This window comes from Cellulomonas sp. KRMCY2 (genome assembly GCF_000526515.1).
Lineage (GTDB): Bacteria > Actinomycetota > Actinomycetes > Actinomycetales > Cellulomonadaceae > Actinotalea.
Window position 1 is genome coordinate 2036243 of sequence record NZ_JAGF01000001.1, and the last position, 24828, is coordinate 2061070.

Here is a 24828-nt window from a genome sequence, read left to right on the forward strand (position 1 = left end):
CGATGGTCAGGAACAGGGTGATGTCCGCGAAGCCGCGGCGACCGGACCCGGACGGGGGGAGAGCTGTGCGCACGTCGTGGGGCTCTGCGACCGACCGCGGCCGGGTCCGCCGACTCAACGAGGACTCCCTGCTGGCCTACCCGCCGGTCTTCATGGTCGCCGACGGCATGGGCGGCCACGCCGCGGGCGACGTCGCGAGCAGACTCGCCGTCGAGGAGTTCTCGCACCTCGCGGGCCGGATCTCAGCCTCACCTGACGAGGTGCACGCCTGCTTCCACCGCACGGCCGTGCGGCTGCGGGAGACGGTCGCCGCGGGCCGGACCGCAGGGACCACGGTGGCGGGGGTCGTGATCGCCGCGTACGACGGTGGCTCGTACTGGCTGGTCTTCAACATCGGCGACTCCCGGGTCTACCGGTTCTCCGGCGGTGAGCTCGAGCAGATCAGCGTCGACCACTCCGTCGTCCAGGAGATGGTCGACCGCGGCGAGATCGGCCCGGAGCAGGCGCTCGCGCACCCGGAGCGGCACGTCATCACCCGTGCGGTCGGCACCGGCGCGGACCCGGAGCCCGACTACTGGCTGATCCCGGCCGGCGCATCCGACCGGCTGCTGATCTGCTCGGACGGCCTGACGACGGAGCTGGGCGACGAGGCGCTGCGCCGCATCCTGGCAACGGTCCCCGACCCCCAGGACGCCGCCCTGCAGCTGGTCGCCGAGGCGCTCACGGCAGGCGGCCAGGACAACGTCAGTGCCGTCGTGGTCGATGTCGCGGCCGCGACGGACACGCCCGACACGGAGAACACCGTGCGCGCATCGCAGCGTGATGTGGTGCTCGCCGACGACGCGTCCGGTCAGCTCGACTGGGACGACGAGATCCACGGCGCGACGGTACCGCGACCGACCCGCGCTCGAGTTCCGGAGGTGCTCCGATGATCGTGCCCCTGTACGCACCCGGCGAGTGGTTCGCGGTCGTGACCGACGGCAGCGTCGCGATCCTGCCGCCCGCGACCGACCTCGGCCTGGTCGCCGAGGTGTGGACGTCGCTGCGCGACGGCGCGCGGCTGACCGAGCAGCTCCAGATGCTGCTGCGCGGCGGGATCGAGGCCCTGCCTCCGTTCGCGCTGGTCTCGGTCGAGGGCGGCCAGGTGCATGCGATCGTGCGGGGCCAGGTCGAGGTCGAGGTCGAGTCCCCGGCCGGGCGCCGGACGCTCAGCGCAGCGGCCGTCTCCACCTGGGCCGAGGAGACCGTCGCCGACGCGTCGACAGTGACGGTCCGCACGCCGGGACTCGTCGGCTCCTCGATCGAGAGCTCGCTGCCGGTCCTTGCCGCCGTCGTGCGGGCGGCCGGGGTCCGCGTCGAGCTGAGGCCGTCGTCCGCCGACGCCGCACCTGCCGGACCTGGCGTCGTCATTGCTGTGCCGTTCGCGGCGACAGCCGGCGGCACTGCCGAGGCCGCGCCCGAGCAGGCGGCCGAGCAGGCGCCCACGCCCGAGCCCGAGCAGGCGCCCGTGCTGACGCCCACGCCCGAGCCCGAGCCGGCACCCACGTCCGAGCCGGCACCAGCATCCGAGCCGGAGCTGGTACTCGCGGACCTCGGCGACCTCGACTACACCCTGCTGCAGCCGACCGCCGCCGGCCTCGCCGGTCGCAACGGGAGCGGTCTGCACGCCCTGACCGCGTCGGCGCCCGTCGGCACCGGCGTCCCGGGGCCGCACCGGGCACCGGCGCCCCTGGTCGAGCCCGCTGTGCAGGGTGACGTGGTGCACGTCGGGGCTCCCGCCGAGCCCGCTCCGGCTCCGTCCGCTCGGGCTCAGCCCGGGGCCGGTGATCTCGAGGCCGTCGACCACGACGGGATGACGGTGCTGAGCTCGGACGTCGTCGCACTGCGCCAGCAGCTCCCGGCCTGGGTCGGGGACGCGATGCCGGGTCCGCTGGCTGTCCCGGCGCCCAGGACGCCGGCGCCGGCCAAGCTCCTGCTCTCCTCGGGGCTCGTCGTCTCGCTCAACCGGCCGGTCCTGCTGGGCCGGGCGCCACAGGTCTCGCGTGTGTCCAACAGCGCGATCCCGCGCCTGGTGACCGTGGCGAGCCCCAACCAGGACATCTCCCGGACGCACGCCGAGGTCCGCATGGACGGCGAGGACGTGCTCGTCACCGACCTGCGCTCGACCAACGGCGTGCTGCTGCTGCGCCAGGGCAGCGGGCCGCAGCGCCTGCACCCCGGTGAGCCGACCGCTGTCGAGCCGGGTGTCGTCGTCGACCTCGGAGAGGGCGTCACCTTCACGGTGGAGCGAGGCGAGTGAGCGCACGCCGCGAACCGTCGACACCGCCGGTCATCCCGGGGTACGAGCACACCCGTCTGCTCGGGATGGGTGGCTTCGCCGACGTCTTCCTCTACCAGCAGCAGATGCCGCGCCGGTCGGTCGCGGTCAAGGTCCTGCTCGCGAGCTCGTTGGGCGACGACGTGCGCGCCCGGTTCCGCACCGAGGCCGACGTCATGGCCCAGCTGTCCCACCACCCGTCGATCGTCACGATCTACCAGGCCGACGTCGCCCCGGACGGCCGGCCCTACCTGGTGATGGAGTACTGCTCGCGCGCCGGCCTCGGTCAGCGGTACCGGACCGAGCGGATGGGCGTCGCCGAGGTGCTGCGGATCGGCGTGCGCCTGGCCTCGGCGGTGGAGACCGCGCACCGTGCCGGGATCCTGCACCGGGACATCAAGCCCGCGAACGTCCTGATCACGGACTTCGGCTGGCCGGCGCTGACCGACTTCGGCATCGCCGCGACGACGGGCTGGAGCTCGCACGCCGCCGTCGGGATGTCGATCCCGTGGTCGCCGCCCGAGCTGCTCGCCGAGGATCCGACCGGCGACGTCCGGGCCGACGTCTACTCGCTCGCGGCGACGATCTACTCCCTGCTCGCCCGCCGCTCACCGTTCGAGGTGGCCGACGGGTCGAACACCGCCGCTGACCTGATCACCCGGATCGAGCGGGCGCCGCTGGCCCCGACCGGCCGGGGCGACGTGCCGGACAGCCTCGACGCCGTGCTGCACCGCGCGATGGACAAGGTGCCCGGACGGCGCCACCACTCGGCCCTGGCCTTCGCCCGTGCGCTGCAGCAGGTCGAGGCCGAGCTGATGCTGCCGCTGACACCGCTGGACCTGCCGGAGGACATCGCCGAGCAGGTCCCCGGGGAGCCGGGCGCGTGGCCGGGCACCGCCGACGCGGACCCCGCCGACGCCGGTCAGGCCACGCGGCTGCGCCCCGTGCAGAGCATCTCGCCCGATGCCCCGACCCTCGCCCCACCCGCGCCGGGTGCACCGCCCAGCCGGCCGGCTGCGCCGGGTCCGCTCCTCTCACCGGCCGCCGAGGCGGCGGGTGCCCGGTACGCGGCCCAGGCGGCAGCGGCCGCTGCCGCAACGGGCGTTCCGTCGGCCGAACCCGCGGCGGAGCCGTCGACGACCGCGACGCCGGCACCCGGTCAGCCGCACGACGGTGTCCCCGCCGCCTGGCGTCAGCACGCGCAGGACGTCGCCGCCGGAGCTCCCGTCGAGGCACCGACCGACCGCCGTCGTGGCCGGGTCGCTGCGGCTGCGGGCGCCGGCCTCGTCGTCGTGGCAACCGTCGCGGTGGCCGGCTTCCTGGCCCTGCGTCCCGGCGCGGCCGAGCCGGAGCCGGACCCCGACCCGAAGCCGTCGCCGACCTCGGTCGTCGTGACAGCCGTGCCGACGCCGGCCGAGCTCGAGGGCTCGGTCCGCGCCGACGGCAGCGCGGTCTTCACCTGGACCAACCCGGACCCCCAGGACGGTGACGCGTACATCTGGAACACCGTCGTGCCGGGTGAGCAGCCGGTGGTCGAGCGCATCGAGGAGGCGACGGTCACCGTCGCGCCGGCGGCGCCGGCAGCACCGGCCGCCGAGGTCTGCGTCGAGATCTCGATCGTGCGCGTCGACGGACGAGCCTCGACGACGCCGGCTGTGGGGTGTGCTGCCCCGTGAGCGGAACCGTTCGCACCGCCGCCCGTCAGGCCTCGGGTGCACGCCGTCGGTGGTCGACCACCGTCGCGGCCGCCATCGTGCCGGCGGTCATCGCGACGCTCGCGATCGTCTACCCGGGCGTCCCGGTCTCCCAGGTGGACCTCAACGACGGGACCGTCTGGCTGACCAACACCTCGGACCTCAAGCTCGGCCGGTACAACCCGCAGGTCGAGGAGCTCAACGCCGGGCTGATCGCCTCGTCCGGCGACTTCGACGTGCGGCAGGACGCGCAGGACGTGCTGCTCGTCGAGCCCGGCCGGCTGTCGGTGGTGGACCCGGCCAGCGTCACCCTCGCTGCCCAGACGACAGTGCCCTACGGGGCGGTGGTCGCGATGGCGGCCGGCACGATCGTCGTGACGGACCCCGAGGCCGGTGACGTCTGGGCGCGCACCATGGCGTCGATCGGCTCGTTGAGCGTCGACGCGCAGAGTCCGGACATCGAGCTCGGCCAGGGTGGCGCGGCGGTCGTCGCGCGCGACGGCACAGTGCTCGCGGCCCAGGGCGACGGCGCGCTGCTGCGTGCGGAGGTGACCGACGACGGCGTGACGGTGTCGCCCGACGGCACCCTCGACGGGGAGCTCGCCGGGTCGATCGAGCAGGTCACCGCCGTCGGGGACCAGCTCGTCGCGCTCTCGGGCCGCACCGTGCACACGCCGTCCGGCGCGGTGGACCTCAGTGCCTACGGCGACGACCTGGTGCTCCAGCAGCCCGGGCCGAAGGCCGGCACCGTGCTGGTCGCCGCAACCACGGCCCTGCTCGAGGTCCCGCTGGACGGCGGTGCGGTCCGCGAGCACGCCACGGGCGGCTCGGGCCGGCCCGCGGCGCCGGTCGTCGTCGGCGACTGCGCGCACGCCGCGTGGGCGTCCGCCACCGGCAGCTACCTGCAGCTGTGCCGCGGCTCCGACCCGACGCTCACCGATCTCGAGGGCATGACGGCGGCGGACGTGCTGGTCTTCCGGGTCAACCGTGACGTCGTCGTGCTCAACGACACCCTGCGCGGCCGGCTGTGGCTGCCGCTGCAGGACCCGAGGCTGCGCCAGCCCAACTGGCAGGACATCGAGCCGGACGAGGAGTCCACGCAGGACGAGGAGACCGAGAGCCAGAAGGCCGCCCAGACCCTGCTGGCCGAGTGCACCGCGCAGTCGGCGTCGCCGTCGGCCACCGACGACGAGTACGGCGTCCGGGCCGGGCGGACGACGGTCCTGAGCGTCATCGACAACGACGGGTCCTCCGACTGCGGCATCCTGGCGATCTCCGAGCACGACGCGATCCCGGCCGACTTCGGAACCCTCCAACCGGTCTACGGCGGCCGTGCGCTGCAGCTCACGACGCAGCCGGGCGCCAGCGGCAGCGTCGAGTTCATGTACACGATCACGGACGGTCGCGGCACGTCGGCGCCGGCGACGGCGACCGTCCGGCTGACCGTCGAGCCGGCCGGCCAGAACTCCGCTCCCGAGCAGGTCCGGGTCAGCGGGATGCTCGTCGAGCAGGGCGCCCAGGCGGTCGGCTACGTGCTGCAGGACTTCACGGACCCGGACGGCGACGACCTGATCCTCGTCTCCGGCGTCGCGGAGGGTGGCGGCTCCGTCCGCACGCGCCAGGACGGCGAGGTCACCTTCCAGTCCGACGGGAGCGCGCTGGGACGTCAGCAGGTGCACCTGCAGGTCTCCGACGGGACGGAGACGGTCGAGGGTCTGCTGACCGTCGACGTGCGCCCGGCCGGGTCGGTCGCACCGCAGATCGACCCCGTGCTCGCCGTGACCTACGTCGACGAGCCGGTCGTGGTCCGGCCGCTGGAGAGCGTGCGGAGCGTCTCGCGCGAGCCTGTGCGGCTGGCCGGCGTCGACGAGGTCCAGGGTGCGACGGTCGAGGCCGACCTGGGCGCCGGGACCTTCTCGTTCACGGCCGCGCGCGCCGGTACCTACTACGTGTCGTTCCTCGTCACGGCATCCCCGCAGCAGGCCAGCGGCCTGGCCAGGATCGACGTCCGGGAGCGGCCGGAGGTCGTCCCGCCGCCGGTCGCGGTGCGTGACCGCGCCCTGCTGCCCCCGGGCGGCGAGGTGACGATCGACCCGCTCGCCAACGACGTCGACCCGGGCGGCGGTGTCCTGGTGCTCCAGTCCGTCGACCTGCCGGCGGAGTCGGGCCTCCAGGCCGCGGTGCTCGGTCACCAGCTCCTGCAGTTCAGCTCGCTGCGCGTGCTCGACGCGCCGGTGACGGCGACCTACACGGTCTCCAACGGGGTGGCGTCGGCGGTCGGCGAGGTCCTGATCCAGCCGATCCCCGCGTCCGCCACCCAGCAGGCCCCGGTCGTGCCCAACGTCAAGGCGACGGTGCGCACCGGCGGCATCGTGACGATCCCGGTGCTCGAGGGCGCGTACGACCCCGACGGCGACGCCCTGGCCCTGGTGCGGGACCTCGCCGAACCGCTGGCTGCCGGCCAGGGACTGCTCTTCGTGTCCGGTGACGTGCTGCGCTACCAGGCACCGGCCACGCCGATGGACGTGCACGCGACGTTCGCGGTGCGGGACCCGGCCGACAACCGGACAGCGGCGACCGTGACCGTCTCGGTGCACGCGTCGGACCCGGCGACCAAGCCCTTGCCCCGGCCGCTCGACCTGACGGCGCGGGTCTTCGAGGGCGAGACGATCCGGATCCCGATCCCGCTGACCGGGATCGACCCGGACGGCGACGGCGTGTACCTGCTCGGCCAGGACCAGGCACCCGCCAAGGGCCGGATCGTCGCTGTCGGAGCGGACTGGATGGAGTACGAGGCGTTGCCGGGCGAGCTCGGGACGGACGTCTTCACCTACGCCGTCGAGGACTGGGTCGGTCAGCGTGCCGTCGCGACGATCCGGGTCGGCATCGCCGAGCGCCCGACGACGTCGGCGCAGGTCGTGGCGCGCAACGACGACGTGACGGTCCGACCGGGCCGGTCCGTCGAGGTCCGCGTGCTGGCCAACGACGCCGACACCGGCGGCGGTGAGCTCACGCTCGAACCGGACCTCGTGCTCGCCGAGGGCGTCGACGCCCACGTCGACGGGCGCCGGGTCGTCGTGCAGACGCCCGACGAGCCCGGTGTCCTGCAGATCGCGTACACCGCGACGAACGCGCGCGGCGGGCGGGGCAGTGCTGTGCTGACCGTCGCGGTGACCGCCGACGCGCCGATCATGCCGCCGATCGCCCGCGACATCGTCGTGCCGGCGACCGAGACGATCAACCGGACGGTGGTCGAGGTCGACGTCCTGGAGCTCGCCGAGAACCCGAGCGGGCCGATGAGCGACCTCGCGGTGTCGGTGGACGCGTCGGCCGCGGAGGTCGCGACGGTGACCCCCGACGGCAACGTGCTGGTGACCCTGATCGACCGCGCGCAGACCCTGCCGTACCTGTTGACCAACACGAGTCCGCAGGCCGCGGGCATGAGCTCCTACGCCTTCATCACGGTGCCGGCCCTCGGCGACTTCCCGCCGATCCTGCGGCCCGGCACCGATCCGCTGGTCGTGATCGCGGGCGAGCAGCTGGAGATCTCGCTGGACGAGCAGATCCAGGTCGCGCCCGGCCGCACGGTGCGGATCACCGACGCCGCGCGGGTGCAGGCGACGAAGGCGGACGGTTCCTCGCTCGTCAAGGACGCGCGCACCCTGCTCTACCGCGCCGAGCGCACCTACGCCGGCCCGGCGTCCATCTCCTTCGAGGTGTCCGACGGTGCGGCCGGTGACCTGACCGCCCGCACCAAGGTCATGACCCTGCCGATCACCGTCCTCGCGGCCGAGGACTACCCGCCGACGTTCGTCCCGTCGGTCATCGACGTCGCACCGGGGGAGTCGGCGCGGGTCGACCTGACGGTCTTCACCTCGGCGCCCGTCGGCACGGCGACCGGTTCGGAGGAGTACACCTACCGGCTGACGTCCGAGCTGCCGAGCGGTTTCGAGATCGACCTGGCGGACTCGGTCCTCACGGTCAGCGCCACCACGACCGTTCCCAAGGGGACCGCCGCCGGCGTCGGCATCGAGATCGGTTACGGCGTCACCGGGACGATGCCGGCCCGGGTGGACTTCCGGGTCGTGGCGAGCACCCGGCAGCTGGCCCGCGTGCTCGACTTCGACGTGCCGAACGGTGTCGAGGGCGGCTCGTCGACCGTCTCGGTGCTCGACGGCGCCTTCAACCCGTTCCCGGGCGAGGACCTGACGCTCGTCTCCGCGACTGTCGAGACGCCGGGTGCCGGGACGGCCTCGGTCTCCGGCTCGCAGGTGACGGTCCGGCCGACGGCCGGCTACATCGGCCCGATGGTCACCCGGTTCCGGGTGCGCGACGTGACCGGCGACCCGGACCGCGAGGTCGAGGGCCGGATCACGGTGACCGTGCGGGGCCGGCCCGCTGCGCCGACGGCCCCCCGGGTGGGCGAGGTGCGCGACCAGACGGTCGTGCTGAGCTGGGACGCCCCGGTCAACAACGGCGAGCCGATCACCGGCTACCGCGTCACCGCCCAGCCGGGGTCGCTGACCAGGGACTGCGCGAGCACGACCTGCACGATCGACGACCTGACCAACAACACCGAGTACACCTTCACGGTCCAGGCGAAGAACGCCGTCGACTGGTCCGAGCCCAGCCCGGCATCGACGACCGCCCGGCCGGACGCTGTGGCGAGCGCGCCCGGGACACCGACGCTGTCCTTCGGCAACCGGTCCCTCACGGCCACCTGGGCGCCCGCGACCTCCACCGGCTCACCGGTGACCAGCTACCTCGTGACGATCAGCCCCGCGCCGGGCTCCGGCCCGTCGTCCTTCGAGACGTCGAGCACCTCCCTGGCGATCGGCGGCCTCAACAACGGCACGTCGTATGCGGTGCAGGTCCGCGCGATCAACCGCGCGCCGGACCCGGGGCCGTGGAGCTCCTGGTCGGAGGCGATGGCCCCGGCGTCCGCCCCGGACGCCCCGACGGTCACCGCGACCCGGGTGGAGGACGAGCTGGGCGGGAAGATCGACGTCGCCTGGACGCCCGGCTCGACGAACGGTGACGCGATCATGGACTACGAGCTGGTCATCTCCGGCGGTCCCGGCGCCGGCACCGTGTACCCGCTGACCACGACGACGTACCCCTTGAGCGGTGCGGCGAACGGTGTCGGGTACACGTTCGAGGTGCGGGCCCGCAACAAGGCCGGCTTCGGTGCTGCCGGCCGGGCCACGGCGTCGACCTACGGCGTCCCCCTGCCGACCGGGACCGTGAGCGCCGTGGCGTCGACGGCCGGTGACCGCCGTGAACCCGGCCAGGGCACCGTCCGCCTGAGCTGGCCGGCGACCGACGACAACGGTTCGACGATCACGCAGTACGTCGTCCGCCGCGACGACGGCACCGAGTACGACGCGGGTACCGGCACGAGCTTCGAGGTCACCGGCCTCGTGGGCGGCCAGACGTACGCGTTCCAGGTCGTCGCGCGCAACGTCGCAGGGCCGGGGGCATGGAGCCCGATGTCGGTCGCCGTCAAGCCGATCACCAAGCCCGACCCGTTCTCGGTCGCCTTCGGCGAGCCGAGCTACGACGGCAGCAACCGGCCGACGAGCGTGAGCGCGAGCTGGGCCCCGATCCTGTGGGGCGGTGCCGACAGCCGGACCCTCGAGTACCAGTGCACCGTCAACGACATCCCTCGTGGCTGGAGCGCGCTGCCGGCCGACAGCACGAGCGCGACCTGCGCAGGGCTGGTCACGATCGGTCGCAACGTGGCGGTCCGGATGGACGTCCGCGCGCAGACACCAGCGGGTACCGCCGAGGCGTCGACGGGTCGTCAGGTGTTCCAGAGCGCGAGCGAGCCCGATCGCGTGGACTCGCTCGTCCTGGTCGCGGACTCGAACACGACGTACCGCGCATCGTGGTCACCCGGGTACGACGGCGGGACCGCCATCACCGGGTACGAGGTCAGGTACCACGTCAACGGCGAGTGGACCACGACGAAGGTGGTCACGAGCCCGAACGACACCTACGTGCACCCCGACACGGTCGCGCCCGGGCTCGTGACCGTCGAGGTCCGTGCCGTGAACGTCATCGGCGTGAGCAACGAGCGGACCGCGGACACGCCCGCCCCCGACCCACCGCCGGTCCCGACCCCGACCCCGACCCCGTGAGGGTTGTGGCCGAGACCCGGCCCCGCCGACCCGCCATGCCCAGCACCCGCAGCACCCACCACAGGAGACAGCAGTGACCAGGAGACAGCAGTGACGATGACCCCCGAGCAGAGCGCCTGGTTCGCCGAGACCTTCGACGCGCTCGTCGCCAACGTGGGCGAGGCTCTGCTCGGCAAGGACCACGTCGTGCGCCTGGCCCTGACCTGCATGCTGGCCGAAGGCCACCTGCTGCTCGAGGACGCCCCCGGCACCGGCAAGACGTCCCTGGCCAAGGCGATCGCCGCCACCGTGCAGGGCACGCACAGCCGCATCCAGTTCACCCCCGACCTGCTGCCGTCCGACGTGACCGGCGTGACGATCTACGACCAGAACACGCGGCAGTTCTCCTTCCACCAGGGCCCTGTGTTCGCCTCGGTCGTGCTCGCGGACGAGATCAACCGGGCCTCGCCGAAGACGCAGTCGGCCCTCCTGGAGGTCATGGAGGAGTCGCGGGTCACCGTCGACAAGGTCTCGCACTCGGTCGGCCGGCCGTTCATGGTGATCGCGACCCAGAACCCGATCGAGCAGGCGGGCACCTACCGCCTGCCCGAGGCGCAGCTCGACCGGTTCCTGATCAAGACGTCGCTCGGCTACCCCGACCACGACTCGATGATCGAGATCCTCTCCGGCTCGGCCGAGCGTGACCGCACGGCCCACCTGACCCCGAAGATCACCACCAACGCCGTCGCCGAGATGGCCGAGCTCGCCTCGACGGTGCACGCCGACGCCGCAGTCCTCGACTACGTCGCCCGGCTCGTCGAGTCGACCCGCACCGACGCGCAGACCGCCCTGGGCGCGAGCGTGCGTGGCGGGTTGGCCCTGGTGCGCTGCGGCAAGGTCTGGGCGGCGTCGCAGGGCCGCACCTACGTCATCCCGGACGACATCAAGCTCCTGGTCGAGCCGGTGCTCGCGCACCGGATCATCCTCGACACCGAGGCGGAGTTCGCCGGGGTCACCGCCCGGCAGGTCGTCGGCCGCATCCTCGCCGACACGCAGCCGCCGGCAGCGCGGATCTGACGTGCCCGCAGCGCTCCGTCGGGTCGGCCGCGCAGTGGGCCGGTTCCTCCATCCGGTCTCCGGCCTGGGCTGGGCCGTGCTCGCTGCCGCCGCCGTGCTCGGTGTCGGCGGCTGGTGGCTGGGCTGGGTCGAGCTGACGGTCGTCGCGTCCGGCCTGGCTGTCGCCGTGCTCGTCGCTCTCGCCCTGACGATCGGTCGCTCGACCTACGAGGTCGACCTGGACCTGTCGGACCACCGGGTGACTGTCGGCCAGCGCGCCGTCGGGCGGCTCGAGGTGCGCAACACGTCGCGCCGACGGCTGCTGCCCGCGCAGATCGAGCTGCCGGTCGGCCGCGGCTCGGCGGACTTCCACCTGCCGTCGCTCGGGCCGGGGGCGTCGCACGACGACGTCTTCGCCATCCCGACGACCCGGCGCGCCGTCGTCGTCGTCGGCCCCGTGCTCTCGGTGCGCGGGGACCCGCTGGGCCTGCTGCGCCGCCGGGTCCGGTGGACCGACCCGGTCGACCTGTACGTGCACCCCGAGCTGGTCTCCCTCGCCGGTGCCGCGTCGGGCGTGCTGCGCGACCTCGAAGGTCAGGCCACCCGGGTGATCTCGGACTCCGACATGTCCTTCCACGCGCTGCGCGACTACGTCGCAGGTGACGACCGCCGGCACATCCACTGGAAGACGACAGCACGCATCGGCGCGCTCATGGTCCGTCAGTTCGAGGACACCCGGCGCACGCACACGGCCATCGCGCTGTCCACGTCGACCGACGACTACGCGAGCGCGGACGAGTTCGAGGTCGCCGTGGCCGCGGCGGCGTCGATCGGTGTCCAGGCTCTGCGGGACGAGCGCGAGCTGACCGTGCTGGCCGGAGCGGGACCGTTGCGGGTCGACACACCGGCCCGGCTCCTCGACGACTTCTCGACGCTCGAGGCCGGACCCGATGCGCGGGGCAGCGACCAGCTGGCCTCGTGGGTGGCCAGGCAGGCCGCCGACGCGTCCGTCGCGATCCTGGTCACCGGCTCGGTGCCGACCCGCGGCGAGCTGCGCTCCGGCGCGGTGCGCATCCCGGCCGGCGTACGCACCCTGATCCTGACCTGTCGGGTCGGCGCGGCGGTCGAGGTCGCCTCACACGGTTCGCTGTCGGTCGCGCAGGTCGGGTCGCTCGACGACCTGCCGCGCGTCCTGCGCCGGGTCGTGGGCTCGTGAGCGGGACGTCTGCGCCGCAGCCGCAGCCGCAGCCGCAGCCGCGACTGCGACCGGTCCGTCACGCCGGTGACCGTGCGGCCGTCGACGTCGTCGTCCTGGTGGTGGCCCTCGGCCTCGCCCTGCTGCCCCTGCTGCCGGTGTACGGGATCCGGCCTGTGCTGCCGCCCGTCGTCGGTGGTCTCGTGATCGGCGCGGCGGTCGCGATCGTCGCCGCCCGGCGCCGCTGGGGTGGCCTGGTCGCGACGGCCCTCGCCGTCGTGGCCTACCTGGTCGCCGGTGCGGCGCTCGCGGTCCCCACCACGACGGTCCTCGGTGTCGTGCCGACCGGACGGTCGCTGACCCTGCTGCTGACCGGCGCGGTCACCGTCTGGAAGCAGGTCCTGACTCTCGACCCCGCGCTCGGCGGCAGCGGGAACCTGCTGGTCGCGCCGTACCTGCTCGCACTGGCCGGCGCCGCCGTCTCGGTGAGCATCGCCCTGCGCGCATCGCCCCGGGCGGACGGAGCCTGGGCGGGACTGGTCGCACCGATGGTCCTGGGGCTGTCGGTCCTGCTCGGCACGAAGGAGAGCGTCCAGCCCGTCGCGGCCGGGGTCCTGCTGGCCCTGCTGCTGGCTACCTGGGTGGCGTGGCGGCGCGGCAGCCTCGCGCCCCGCCGGGTGGTGTCCCTGCTGGTCATGGGGTCCGTCGTCGCCGCGAGCGGTGCGCTGGTCGGACCGATGGTGGCCCAGGACCGCCCGCGCTTCGTCCTGCGCGACGAGCTCGTGCCCCCGTTCGACCCGCGTGACCAGGCCAGCCCGCTGTCCGCCTTCCGCAAGTTCATCAAGGACTGGAAGGACACCGACCTGCTCACCGTCAGTGGGCTCCCGGACGGTGCGGCGGTGCGGCTCGCGACGATGGACGCGTTCGACGGCGTCGTGTGGAACGTGGCCGGCGCGGAGGCTGCTGAGGGCTCGGGTCGCTTCCGGCGGGTGGGCGACGCGATCGACACCTCGGTCCGCGGCCAGCAGGTGACCGTCGAGCTCGAGGTCCACGAGCTGCCCTTCGTCTGGCTGCCGACCGTCGGGTACGCCGAGCGGATCGACTTCCAGGGCCCGGACGCACTCGACCTGGCCGGCGAGCTGCGCTACAACGACGCCACCGGCACCGCTGTCCTCACCGGCGGTGTGCCGGCCGGGACCCGGTGGACGACCGACGTCGTGCTGCCCGCGCTGCCGTCCGATGCGGAGATCGGCACCGCAGCCGCGGGGTCGGTCCGCCTGCCCGAGCCGCAGGGTGTGCCCGACGCCGTGCCGCTGTTCGCCGGTGAGCTCGCCGGCACGGCAAGCTCACCGTTGCTGATCGCCCGCAGCCTGGAGTCCGGCCTGGCCGAGCGCGGCTGGTTCAGCCACGGGCTGGTCGAGTCCGGCGACTACCCGTCGCTGTCCGGCCACGGGGCGGACCGGCTCACGACCCTGCTGACCGGTGACCTGATGGTCGGCGACGGCGAGCAGTACGCCTCGGCGATGGCCCTGCTCGCCCGCGAGATGGGCCTGCCGGCCCGGGTCGTGCTCGGCTTCGTCCCGACCGAGGAGCAGCAGGGTGCCGATGCGATCACCCTGCGCGGTGCGGACATCACCGCCTGGGTGGAGATCAACTTCGCGGGCAACGGCTGGGTCCCGTTCTACCCGACGCCGGACGAGACCAAGACCCCACGTGAGGACACCCCCGAGGAGCAGTCCGAGCCGCAGCCGCAGGTGATGCAGCCGCCGCCGCCGCCGCAGGAGCCGGTCACCGCGCCGGACGACGACACCGAGCAGCCGCGCACCGAGGACCAGCCCGAACCCGAGCCGGTCGACGACGGTCTGCGGCAGGTCCTGCTGGTGGCGGCCGCCGTCGGCATCCCGCTCGTCGTGGTCCTGGGCCCGCTGCTGCTCATCGCGGCAGCCAAGCGACGACGCCGTCGGCGCCGGCGCACCACAGGGGACGGGGTGACCCGGGTCGTGGGCGGCTGGGACGAGGTCCTCGACCACGCGCGCGACCTCCGCCAGGCCGCACCCGCGCGCGCGACCCGGCGGGAGATCGCCGTCGGCCTGACGACCGCCTTCGCGCACGCGGCGTCCCACCGCGACGCACAGGACGCCCGGCGCCGTGCGGCGATGGTCGGCGGACCCATGGCCGGGCTCGCCGCGGGGGCCGACGCGATCGTCTTCGGCCGGGGCCACCCGACGACCCAGCAGGTCGAGGCCTACTGGGCGCAGGTCGACAGCACAGTGTCCGCGATGCGGTCCGTGATGCCCCGCCGGCACCGCTGGCGGGCCCGGTGGTCGACGGCGTCGCTGCGCGCCCGCCGGCGGTCCCGGGGCGCGGCGCGGGCCCGCACGAGCCGACGTCAGGGTGGTCCCGGTATCCACCGGGCCTGAGCGGGTCCCGCCGGGCGGGTCGCCGGACGGACCGCACCGGACCTCGACTGGCGGAGGAGTGAACCCTGCGTGGCGGACGGGTGGACCTCGCCGGGTCGGTCAAGTCCTGGCGCGGGCCGGCGCGCGCCGGGGTTACCGTGGCGGACATGCCCCCGAAGGACCTTGCTGCGCGCGCGCCGGCGCTGCGGGGCGCGGCGGGCCAGGACCTCGCGCGTCGGGTCGGCGCAGGACGTCGGGCACCCGGCGGCCGGACGGCGGGTCGGGGCCATGGGTCCGACCGTCCCGGCGGCCACCGAGCGTCGACCGGTGCGCCGACCGCGCACGGACGTCGCGCCGGCGGCGTCCGTGGGTCTGCTGCGGCGGCCGCGCGGACGGCGGGCCGGGCGACGTCCTGGTGGCGTCGGCTCTCCCTGCCTGCAGCGACTGTCGTGATGGCTGCCGTGGCGGCGTTGGCACTCACGGCGGGGATCGGCGCGTCGGCCCTCGTCGCCGCCCCGGCGGCCGGCCCGCGAGCCGGTGCCGGCGATCCTCTGCCGGGTTCCACGGCGCTCGGTCCGGTGAGCATCGTGCTGCCACGTGAGCTCGGGCCGTGGACGGTGGTGCCGGAGGACACCTTCGCCGAGATCCGCGGGCAGGCGTCGACGTCGGGCTTCACGATCGACGCCGTGTGGGGTGCTGTCGCCCCCGGTGACCTGATCGTCACGGTCATGAGGTCGCAGGCCCACTACGGGGTCGAGTCGCTGACCGGTCCCTTCGACGACAACGCCGTCGACCTGCCCTGGAATGGCAGCGCCCCGCACGTCGCCGGGAGTGCCGACACCGACGGCCTGCGTGAGCTGTTGCTCGCCGTGGAGCTCGAGGACGGCGGTCTTGCGGTGCTGTCGATCTCCGGTCCGGTCGCGTCGTTCGCCGGCGGCGAGCTGGAGGAGGCCTTCCGCTCGGTGCGCCTGGTGGACTGACGCTCGGCGGGTCCAGGGCGAGCTGGACACCCGGCAGCCCTACTGCGTCGGCGGGTCCAGGGCGAGCTGGACCACCCGGCGGCCGTGGTCGCGGGTCACCAGCTGACCACGCCCCGGGACGCCGGGGACCGGCTTCGCACCGCCGATGAGCGCTCCCTCGTCCGGGCTGCCGGCGAGCACGATGCCCGGGGCGGCCAGGTCCTTGAGGGCCTGCAGGACGGGCTCGTACATCGCCCGGCCGGCACCACCGGTACGACGGGCCAGCACCAGGTGCAGGCCGACGTCGCCCGCCTGGGCCAGCAGCGGGACGAGCGGGGCGACCGGGTTGCCGGTCGACGTCGAGACCAGGTCGTAGTCGTCGACCAGCACGAACACCTCGGCACCGGACCACCACGACCGGGAACGCAGCTGGTCCGGGGTCACGTCCGGCCCGGGCAGACGGCCGCGCAGGTACTCGGCGATGCCGGCGATCTCGTCGGCGGCCTGGTCCTGGGTGGTCAGGTAGCCGGCCAGGTACTCCGGCGGGATCTCGCCGAGCAGCGACCGGCGGAGGTCGATCGCGAAGATCTGCGCCTGCGCCGGCGTGTAGAGCCGCTGGATCTCGCGGGCCACCCCGCGCAGCAGCGCCGACTTGCCTGAGCCGCCGTCGCCGAAGGCGTACAGGTGCGACTCCTCGGCCGGCTCGATGCCCACCGGCCGCAGGGCCGACTCGTCGATGCCCAGCAGGATGCGCCGGGTGTCCCCGGGTGCCATCGCGCGCACCTGGTCGAGGCTGATGTGCTCGGGCAGCAGGCGCAGCTTCGGGCCGGCGGGTCCGTGCCACGCGGCGTTGACGGTCTCGACGAGGTGGTCGACGCCGGTGCCGAGCGAGGCGGCGTCCCCCGAGCCGTCGACCCGTGGCAGGGCCGTCAGGACGTGGTGCTTGCTGATCGCCAGGCCACGACCTGGGCGGTCCTTCGGCACGTTGACGGCGACCTTGCGGTCGATCTCGGAGTCCATCGGGTCGCCGAGGCGGAGCTCGAGCTTGGTGCCGAAGACGTCCTTGACCTGGGTGCGGAAGTCCATCCACCGGCTGGCCGTCGCGATCAGGTGCAGGCCGAACGTCAGGCCGCGCCCGGCGAGGGTCTGGATCTCACCCTCGAGCTCGTCGAACTCCGCCCGCAGGGTGCTCCAGCCGTCGACGACCAGGAAGATGTCGCCGTACCCGTCGTCGGCCCGGCCCTGGGCCCGACGCTGGCGGTAGGTCTCGATGGAGTCGATGCCGTTGGTGCGGAAGTACAGCTCGCGCGCGTCGACGATGCCGTCGATCTCGGCGACGACCCGGCGCACGACGTCGGGCTCAGCGCGGCTCGCGACGCCGGCGACGTGCGCCAGACGGGTCAGCGGGCTGAACGTGCCGCCGCCGAAGTCCAGGACGTAGAACTGGACCTCGAGCGGCGTGCGGGTCAGGGCGAGGCCGGCCAGCACGGCGCGCGCCGCCGTGCTCTTGCCGGAGCGCGGGCCGCCGACGATCGCCATGTGCCCGGCCGCCCCACCCAGGGCGAGCGTGAGGGTCTCGCGGCGCTGCTCGAGCGGGCGGTCGACGATGCCGAGCGGGATGACCAGGTCGCCGGCGCCGCGCCAGGCGTGCGAGACCAGCCCGAGCTGCGGGTCCGGTGCGAGGTCCGGCATGAGCTGGTCGACGCTGTTCGGCACGACGAGCGGCTCGAGCCACACCTTGTGCGCGGGCGGGCCCTGGCCCTTCATCCGTCGCACGGCGATGTCGAACGTGGCGCCCTCGTCGACCTCGTCGAGCACGGCGGTGGGCAACGCGGGCACGTCGTCGTCGACGGGTGCGCCGAGCACCGGCGCCGCGGTGAACAGCTCGATCCGCGCCGAGCCGGCCTGCCCGGGCCCGGCCGCCCGGGCCCGGCGGGCCGGCGGTGGGCCGGACACGTACGAGGCGCGGAACTGGATCATCGTCGTCGTGTCGGGCTTGAGGTAGCCCATGCCCGGGATCGGCGGCAGCGTGTACGCGTCCGGGACGCCGAGGACTGTCCGCGACTCGGCGGCGGAGAAGGTCCGCAGGCCGATCCGGTAGGACAGGTGCGACTCGAGCCCGCGCAGCCGGCCCTCCTCGAGGCGCTGCGAGGACAGCAGCAGGTGCATCTGCAGCGAGCGGCCCAGCCGGCCGATCGCCACGAACAGGTCGACGAACTCGGGTTTGGCGGAGAGCAGCTCGGAGAACTCGTCGGCGACGATCAGCAGGGCCGGCAGCGGCTCGAGGTCGGTGCGTCCGCCGGTGCGTGCCTTCTCGTAGTCGGTCACGTTGGCGAAGTTGCCCGCGGCACGCAGCAGCTCCTGGCGGCGGGTCATCTCGCCCTGCAGGGCGTCCTGCATGCGGTCGACGAGCGTGAGCTCCTCGCCGAGGTTGGTGATGATCGCCGAGACGTGCGGCATGTCGGCCATGCCCGCGAACGTGGCACCACCCTTGAAGTCGATCAGCACGAAGTTGAGCTGTTCGGACGAGTGCGTCATGGCCAGGGCCAGCACCATGGTGCGCAGCACCTCGGACTTGCCCGAGCCCGTCGCGCCGATGATCAGGCCGTGCGGACCCATGCCCTGCTGGGCGGACTCCTTGATGTCCAGGGCGATCGGCTGGCCCTGGGTCGTCAGGCCGATCGGCACCCGCAGCCGGTCGCGTTGCAGGCGGGGTCGCCAGGCCACGGCCGGGTCGAAGTCGCGGACGTCGCCGAGGCCCAGCAGGTCGACCAGCTCGGCGGAGGCGGTGGGGGAGTCGGCGTGGCTCGGGCCGGACTCCAGGTACAGGGGGGTCAGGCGGCGGGCGGCGGCCTCGGCGTCCGGCACGGACATCTGGTCGGCGATCACGTGCTGCGGGGGCCAGCCCAGGTGCAGCACGTCGACCGGGGTCCGGCCACGGTCCGTGCCGGAGGTGAGCCGGGCGCCGAGGGTCAGGCGCAGCGTCCGCGGGTCGCTCAGCTCGTCCCAGCGCTCGGGCAGGGCCAGGACGGTGATGCCCAGGACACCCTCGGAGGTCAGCAGCGCGTTGCCGGCCGGTACCTCGCCGCCGTCGACGACGACCAGGACGTGCGGCAGCAACGGCGTCTCGCTGTGCTCGAAGCGGGGCCGGTCGGCGAGGTCCTCGGGGAGCAGGTCCTCGATCTCGTCCAGGGACGTCGCGATCAGTCGGGCCGGCCCGACGGCGTCGCGGGCGCGCGGGGAGTGCGTGTGCGGGAGCCACTTGGCCCAGTCCCACTCGGCCAGCGCGTCGGGCCCGGCGAGCACGGCGATCTTCAGGTGCTCGGGGGAGTGGAAGGCGGCGGTCTGGCTGACGATCGCGCGGGCCAGCGCGCGGGCGGCGGTCTCGTCCCCGCCGGTGATCTCGATCCGGGCGGCCGAGCGCAGGTCGATCGGCAGCGGGATGTCGTGCTGGATCTCGTGGGTGACCATGAACCGGTGGGCGGCCGAGGCGGCGACCGGGTCGAGCTGCGCCAGCGGCGCGGTCTCCGGCGGGTCGAGGGTCAGGCACAGCGGCTGGTCGCTGTGCCCGATGCGCGCGTACAGGAAGTCGCCGTGGTCGGGCTGGCGCTCCCACACGCGGGTCCGCTCCTCGGCGACGACGGCCAGCGAACGTGGGTCGGGGTTGTTCCACTCGGCGTTGCGGCGCTGCTGGCGGGCGGCCTGGCGCACCGTGTCGCGCAGCTCGGCGAGATAGGCGAGGTACTCGCGGCGCGCGCCGATCACGGTCGCCTGGTGCTGCGACTTCTGTCGCCAGCCGTTGACCACGACGAAGCCGAGCGAGGCGAGGACGAACATTCCGGCCCCGATGAAGCCCTTGATGTTGGGCTGGGCGAGCACGACGAAGACGATGGAGCCCATCGAGCCGAGCATCGGCAGCATGGTCGAGAGCATGTTGCTCACGCCCTCCGACTTGGCCAGCTCGGGGGGTGGCTGCACCGCGATCCGGCCGTTCGGCACCGACGGCGGGGCTATCCGCTGGTTGCGCGACGGGGCTGCGGCCATCTCGGTTCCCTCTCCCCCTCGTGCCACCCGGCTGGTCCGCGGCCTCCGGAGGTGGCCGACGAGATCACAGGTGTCCGCGCACACCCTAATATGAGCGCGTCCAGCCGTGCCCGGGACTCTCATGGAGGCGACGTGGCCGAAACGTCCGCGCGGTCCCGCGTCGGCCTGCGCCTGGGCGACCGGACCGTCGACGTGGCCATCCCGTACGGGCTGCCGCTGTACGAGGTGCTACGGGCCACGGGCGTCGACCTGGACGACCCGCGGCTGACCATCGTCGACTCCACGGGTGCTCTGCTCGACCTCTACTCGACGACCGGCGACCAGATTCCCGAGGGTTCGGTCCTGCACGTGCTGACCCGACCGCGGCCGGTCACGACCAAGCGAGCTGCCCGGGACGCGGCACCTGTCGACCCGGCCGCCGCGCGTCCGGCGACCTCTCCGTGGTGGCTGGGCGTCGCCGGTGCGGCTGCGGTCGTGCTGGCCGCGACGATCAGCCTCGACATGCTGGCCGGTGCCGACGGGGTCGGTGCCGACCCGGTGCTGCGCTGGGCGCTCGCCGCAGCGCTGCTGGTGGCCGGGTTCGCGCTCGCCGCCGTCGGGCCACGACCCGGTGCCTTCGGTACCTCCTGGCCGACGGCGGTCGCCGCACTGGCCGGGTTCGCGGGTGGCGCGGCCACTGTCGATCTCGCGGTTGCCGCTGGGGGTCAGCTGATGGTCGTGGCCGGCCTGGTCGCCGCGACATCGACGGCGGCGGTGCGGTGGTCGGTGGCCCGGCGGACGCGGGACGCCGCCGCGGAGCTCGCCGGGGTGCTCCTGGTCGTGCTGGGGGTCGCCGCGGGGGCGTTCGCGTTCACGCTGCTCATGGGGCTGCCGAGCGTGTTCGCCGCGGCCGCGCTGCTGGGCGCCGTCCCGCTGGCCCTCCGGGCCCTGCCCAGCCTGTGCGTCGACGTCCCGGACGAGCAGCTCATCGACGTCGCCCACGTCGGGCGCACCATCGGCGCCGTGCGCGCGCCCGAGCCGCAGCCGCTCGGCCCGGTCAACGAACGTCAGGTCCACCGGGCCGTTGCCGGTGCCGAGCGACGCCGCGACGCCGGGACGGTCGTGCTCAGCGTCCTCGCCGCGGTCCTCGCCCCGACGCTGATGCTCTCGGCCGAGTCGGGAACAGTGACCGGGTGGGCGTCGATCGGCGCGACGGTGCTCGTCGCGGTCGCCCTGGGCCTCGGTCCCCGGACGGCGCGGGGGGTGCTCGTGCGGTGGGTGCCGCGGGTCAGCGGTGCGCTGCTCCTGCTCGAGCTCGCCGTGCTCGCGGGTGCTGCCGGTGGTGGTGCCGGTGTCCTGGTGACCGTCGTCGCGCTGGCCGTCGGGCTGCTGGTCGTGGCGATCAGCGTCCCGCTGGGTCGCGGCTGGCGGTCGGTGGGCTTCTCCCGCCTGGCCGACACCCTCGAGGGGTTCGCCGCCGTGCTCGCCCTGCCGGCTGCCCTCGCGGGAGCCGGCGTGATCGACGTCCTGCGCCAGGTCACGTCCGGCTGACCGGCTGCCACTCGTCGGGACCGGCGTGCGTGTGGAGCGTCCGGCGTCCGTGTGGAGCATCCGGGGTGCGTGTGGAGCGTTCCGTACCCGACACGCCAGCGTGTTGGGGGTGCAACGCTCCACTCGGGGGTGCAACGCTCCACTCGGGGGTGCAACGCTCCACTCGGGGGTGCAACGCTCCACTCGGGGGTCGAGCGCTCCACTCGGGGGAGTGGCGGGTGCTCGGGATCTGGTCCTCGGCCGATCGTGTCCCGCTAGGCTGGCGCCGACCTGGCCGCCGTGCGGCCGCGCGGCTGAGCAGGAGGGGGAGGGCGTGAGCGACTCCGCCCCGGGCACCTGCCCGACCTGCCACGTCGGCGTCGCGCCCGGCAGCGCCTTCTGCACCCGCTGCGGTGCGGTCCTGCCGGACGTCACGGTCATCGCCGTACCGGTCGCAGATCAGCAGTGGGGTGGCGCACGACGCCGCGACCGCCGAGGCGGGAGGTCGCCCGCTTCCCGGACGCCCGAGCAGCAGGTGTCCCCGGCGGCCGCCGCTGTCGGGGCCGCAGGCCCGTACGCCGGGTCGGCGCAGTACGGCAAGGGTCCGATGCCGGACCCGGTCGGTGCGCCGCAGGTCCCGTGGGCCGGTGTGCTCGACGGCGCCGTCCAGGGCGCGCTCCCGTACGCACCCGGTCAGCACGCACCCGCTCGGTACGCCTCCGCTCAGTACGCGCCGGATCGGTACCTCCCCGCGCCCGGTGCCGACGCACCGTACGGCTCGGCGGGCTCGGCTCCTGTCCTTGGCGCGCACGACGTCGCGCTCGGGCCGGCCTTCGACGGCGTCAGCCCGGCCGGTACCGGACGGCGGCTCGGCGCGTACGCGCTCGACTGGCTGGTCGTGTGGCTCGTCGGCGGCGTGGTCTTCGCGGTCACCCGCAGCCCGGTGTACACAGGCCTCGCGGTCGGCGAGCTGGCGGTCGGCCTGGTGCTGTGGGAGGCGCGCAGCGGCAAGACGATCGGCAACGCCCTGCTCGGCCTGCGGACCGCCAAGGTCGAGACCCCGTACGCCCCGGGTCTCGGGCGGGCTGTCGGACGGGCGGCTGTGCTCGCCGCCGCGCACCTCGGGCTCGGCGTCGGGCAGTGGCTCGTCGTCGCCTCCAGCGCGTTCGACACCTCCGGGCGACGCCAGGGCTGGCACGACAAGGCCGCTCGCACGGTTGTCGTCGACGTTCGTGCCCTGCGTGGCGACCCACTCGCCGACGAGCTGCCGGTGTTCCAGGCCCCCGTCGTCACCGCTCCGTCGTCCGTCGCGCCCGTCCTCCCGCCGGCTCCGGTCCGCCCCGGTCCGGTCCCGCAGTCGGCGGTGCCCGTGCAGCCCGTGCCGCCGGTGCAGCCGGTCCCGCCGATGGCGTCCCTCGTGGCGCCGGTCCAGCAGGTCGCGGCGCCGGTTCACCAGGTCGTGGCGCCGGTCCAGCAGGTCGTGATCCCGCCGGCACCGGACCTGCCGCCGCCTCGCGTGCCTGCACCGGCGGTGCCCGCCTCGGCCGTGCCCGTGCCTGCGTCGCCTCTGCCGATCGACCCTGCGCCGATCCGCCCGGCGGTCGCGTCGTCGTATGTGATCACGCTGGACACGGGGGTGGCGATGACGGTCTCCGGGCCGGGCTACGTCGGCCGTCGTCCGACCCCGCCGGACGGCGCGCCCTGCGACCACGTGATCGCGATCGAGGACCCGGGTCGGTCGCTCTCCCGTACCCACGCCGTCTTCGGCATCGACGGCGATGGCTTCTGGGTCGAGGACAACCACTCCGCGAACGGCACGTTCGTGCTCAGCGCGGACGGGTCGTCGGTGCAGGGGGTTGCCGGGGAGCGGCTGGTGGTCCCTGCGGGTGGGACCGTCCGTCTTGGTCAGCGGACCTTCACCGTCCGGCCTCGTCGGTAGGGTCCGCGCGCTGTCAGCGACGCCGTGGTCGCCGAGGTGCCCTCACCTCAGGGACGTCGGCGACGGGCCCTGTGGCACCGCCGAGGCTCGGGCGGTCCCCGCAAGGTGTCACCAGGTGTCGTCGTCGACCAGGTCGACCAGATCGGGCTCGACCGGAGCGGGCTGCTGACCGCGGACACCGGCACGTGCGCCGTCGCCCAGGGCGATCGCCTGGCCGTCCTCGATGTCCACGTCGGGCCCGAGGTACCCGCCGCCACCGGGCCGCCGGGACTTCGAGCTGCCGCCGCCGGCCCCGCCGCCGCCCATCGCGCCGCCGCCGCCCATCATGGCCCCGCCGCGCGAACCGGCCGCAGCCCCTGCGCTGCCGGGCGCAGCGGAGGTGCCCTGTGCCAGGCCGGAGCCGCGGGCAGCACCGGTCAGGCCACCGGAGCGGGACCCTGCCCCGCCCGCGCCTCGAGCCCCACCGGACCCGCCCGCACCACCGGCGGACCCGCCGGGAGCGATCATCGCCGAACCACTGGCCGAACCACCGGCTGCGCCGCCGAACGCGCCTCCGGCCCCCAGGCCACCAGAACCGGCCATCCGACTCAGGCCCACGGCGCCGAGCGTCGCGCCGCCGACAGCCAACCCGCCCGCGGCCACGCCGCCGGTCGTCCCGACGCCGGCCGCGGTCAACCCGTGACCACCCGCACCGAGACCCGAGCCGGTGCCTGACCCGGACGTGCCGCCGACGGTTCCGGCCACCGACCCGTCAGCGTTGCCGCCGCCGGGAGATGTCGTCCAGAAGCTCGGGTCCGTGCCGGTGCCCGTACCAGTGCCGGTGCCAGTGCCCGTGCCAGTGCCAGTGCCAGTACCCGTCCCAGTACCCGTACCTGTGCCAGTACCCGTGCTGGTGCCGGTGCCGGTACCGGTACCGGTGCCGGTACCCGTGCCCGTGCCGGTCGAGGTCCCGCCACCGGTGTAGGGGTCGGTGCCGGTGATCGGGTTGTACGACCGCGACGTGCGGCTCGTGCCGGTGCCCGTGCCGCCGTCGGTGCCCGTGCTGTCGTCCCCGACGAAGTCGCGCTGGGCGGCCGCGGTCACATCACTGGCCGCGACGGCCATCTTGGCGTTGAGTGTCGAGACGGCTATGGCGGACGCGGCCTCACGCTGTTGCCGGCGGTACTGGAGCCACGCGTAGGCCGCCTGGTCGGCCGCGACCAGCCCGACTCCCGGGACGTTGACCGGGATGTCGGAGCTCCGCTTGAGGTTGATCTCGGTGCGCAGGCCCGCAGGCAGGTCCTCGCTCGGGAGCGCTGAGTACGCCGACTGCGCCGCGACGAGGGCTTCCCGCGCGGTCTCCTGGGCCGCCTTGATCGCTGTGATCTGGTCGGAGCACTGGTTGAGCTTGCCGGCGATGGCAGAGCACTCCTCCCAGGCCGCGTCCCCGGTGCTCCCGGTGAAGCCGGTCTCGCTGCCGACGCCGCGCAGGGCCGTGGCCGTCTCGTCGAGCGTGGTGGACGCGGAGTCCAGGGTGATCTGGTCCCAGATCGTCGTGACGGTGTTGGCCTCGTCGCTCTTGGCGAGCTGGTTCTCGTTGGTGCCCATCACAGGTCCC

At 74.1% G+C, this 24828-nt stretch carries 12 protein-coding genes; 10 read left to right on the forward strand and 2 right to left on the reverse strand.

Going from position 1 to position 24828, the window contains the following annotated elements; all coding sequences use genetic code 11:
- Positions 1–65 precede the first annotated feature (65 nt).
- The 8 genes from K415_RS0109895 to K415_RS0109930 all read left to right on the forward strand — a co-directional run bounded on the left by K415_RS0109895 (position 66) and on the right by K415_RS0109930 (position 15760).
- Complete coding sequence (locus tag K415_RS0109895; RefSeq protein WP_024286895.1) at positions 66–932, forward strand: PP2C family serine/threonine-protein phosphatase; 867 nt, start codon at positions 66–68, stop codon at positions 930–932.
- Positions 929–2299, forward strand: a complete 1371-nt coding sequence (locus K415_RS0109900) for an FHA domain-containing protein (RefSeq protein ID WP_024286896.1) — start codon at positions 929–931, stop codon at positions 2297–2299. Before K415_RS0109895 ends, K415_RS0109900 begins: the two co-directional genes overlap by 4 nt.
- A complete protein-coding gene (locus tag K415_RS0109905; protein ID WP_024286897.1) occupies positions 2296–3993 on the forward strand; it encodes a serine/threonine-protein kinase in 1698 nt (565 codons plus the stop codon). The genes K415_RS0109900 and K415_RS0109905 overlap by 4 nt, the downstream gene beginning before the upstream one ends.
- Positions 3990–10151 carry a fibronectin type III domain-containing protein gene (locus K415_RS0109910; protein WP_024286898.1) on the forward strand — a complete coding sequence of 2054 codons (6162 nt, stop codon included), beginning with the start codon at positions 3990–3992 and terminating at the stop codon, positions 10149–10151. Before K415_RS0109905 ends, K415_RS0109910 begins: the two co-directional genes overlap by 4 nt.
- Positions 10152–10247: 96 nt before the next feature.
- Entirely contained in the window at positions 10248–11207 is a 960-nt protein-coding gene (locus tag K415_RS0109915; protein WP_024286899.1) for a MoxR family ATPase, read from the forward strand.
- A gap of 1 nt (position 11208) precedes the next feature.
- A complete protein-coding gene (locus K415_RS0109920) occupies positions 11209–12402 on the forward strand; it encodes a DUF58 domain-containing protein (protein ID WP_051480500.1) in 1194 nt (397 codons plus the stop codon).
- The gene (locus K415_RS0109925; RefSeq protein ID WP_024286901.1) at positions 12399–14801 is read left to right on the forward strand and encodes a transglutaminase-like domain-containing protein; all 2403 of its coding nucleotides are present in this window, start codon (positions 12399–12401) and stop codon (positions 14799–14801) included. Before K415_RS0109920 ends, K415_RS0109925 begins: the two co-directional genes overlap by 4 nt.
- A gap of 146 nt (positions 14802–14947) precedes the next feature.
- Entirely contained in the window at positions 14948–15760 is an 813-nt protein-coding gene (locus K415_RS0109930) for a hypothetical protein (protein ID WP_155859425.1), read from the forward strand.
- A gap of 39 nt (positions 15761–15799) precedes the next feature.
- Here K415_RS0109930 and K415_RS0109935 read toward each other — a convergent pair whose 3' ends face one another.
- Positions 15800–19783, reverse strand: a complete 3984-nt coding sequence (locus K415_RS0109935) for a type VII secretion protein EccC (protein ID WP_024286903.1) — start codon at positions 19781–19783, stop codon at positions 15800–15802.
- Positions 19784–19915: 132 nt separating this feature from the next.
- Between K415_RS0109935 and K415_RS0109940 the strand changes: the two genes are divergently transcribed.
- Together K415_RS0109940 and K415_RS0109945 are read left to right on the forward strand one after the other, a co-directional pair.
- On the forward strand, positions 19916–21313 hold the full coding sequence (locus K415_RS0109940) for a hypothetical protein (protein ID WP_024286904.1): 1398 nt from the start codon (positions 19916–19918) through the stop codon (positions 21311–21313).
- A gap of 313 nt (positions 21314–21626) precedes the next feature.
- Complete coding sequence (locus K415_RS0109945) at positions 21627–23231, forward strand: RDD family protein (RefSeq protein ID WP_024286905.1); 1605 nt, start codon at positions 21627–21629, stop codon at positions 23229–23231.
- 108 nt (positions 23232–23339) lie between these two features.
- On the opposite strand, the gene K415_RS22745 is transcribed toward K415_RS0109945, so the two are convergent.
- Positions 23340–24818 carry a hypothetical protein gene (locus tag K415_RS22745; protein WP_024286906.1) on the reverse strand — a complete coding sequence of 493 codons (1479 nt, stop codon included), beginning with the start codon at positions 24816–24818 and terminating at the stop codon, positions 23340–23342.
- Positions 24819–24828 lie beyond the last annotated feature (10 nt).

Bases quoted from the DNA above. Each gene is read 5' to 3' on its own strand.
- K415_RS0109900 (WP_024286896.1), top strand. From the start codon at position 929: ATGATCGTGCCCCTGTACGCACCCGGCGAGTGGTTCGCGGTCGTGACC.
- K415_RS0109915 (WP_024286899.1), top strand. From the start codon at position 10,248: ATGACCCCCGAGCAGAGCGCCTGGTTCGCCGAGACCTTCGACGCGCTC.
- K415_RS0109930 (WP_155859425.1), top strand. From the start codon at position 14,948: ATGCCCCCGAAGGACCTTGCTGCGCGCGCGCCGGCGCTGCGGGGCGCG.
- K415_RS0109935 (WP_024286903.1), bottom strand. From the start codon at position 19,783: ATGGCCGCAGCCCCGTCGCGCAACCAGCGGATAGCCCCGCCGTCGGTG.
- K415_RS22745 (WP_024286906.1), bottom strand. From the start codon at position 24,818: ATGGGCACCAACGAGAACCAGCTCGCCAAGAGCGACGAGGCCAACACC.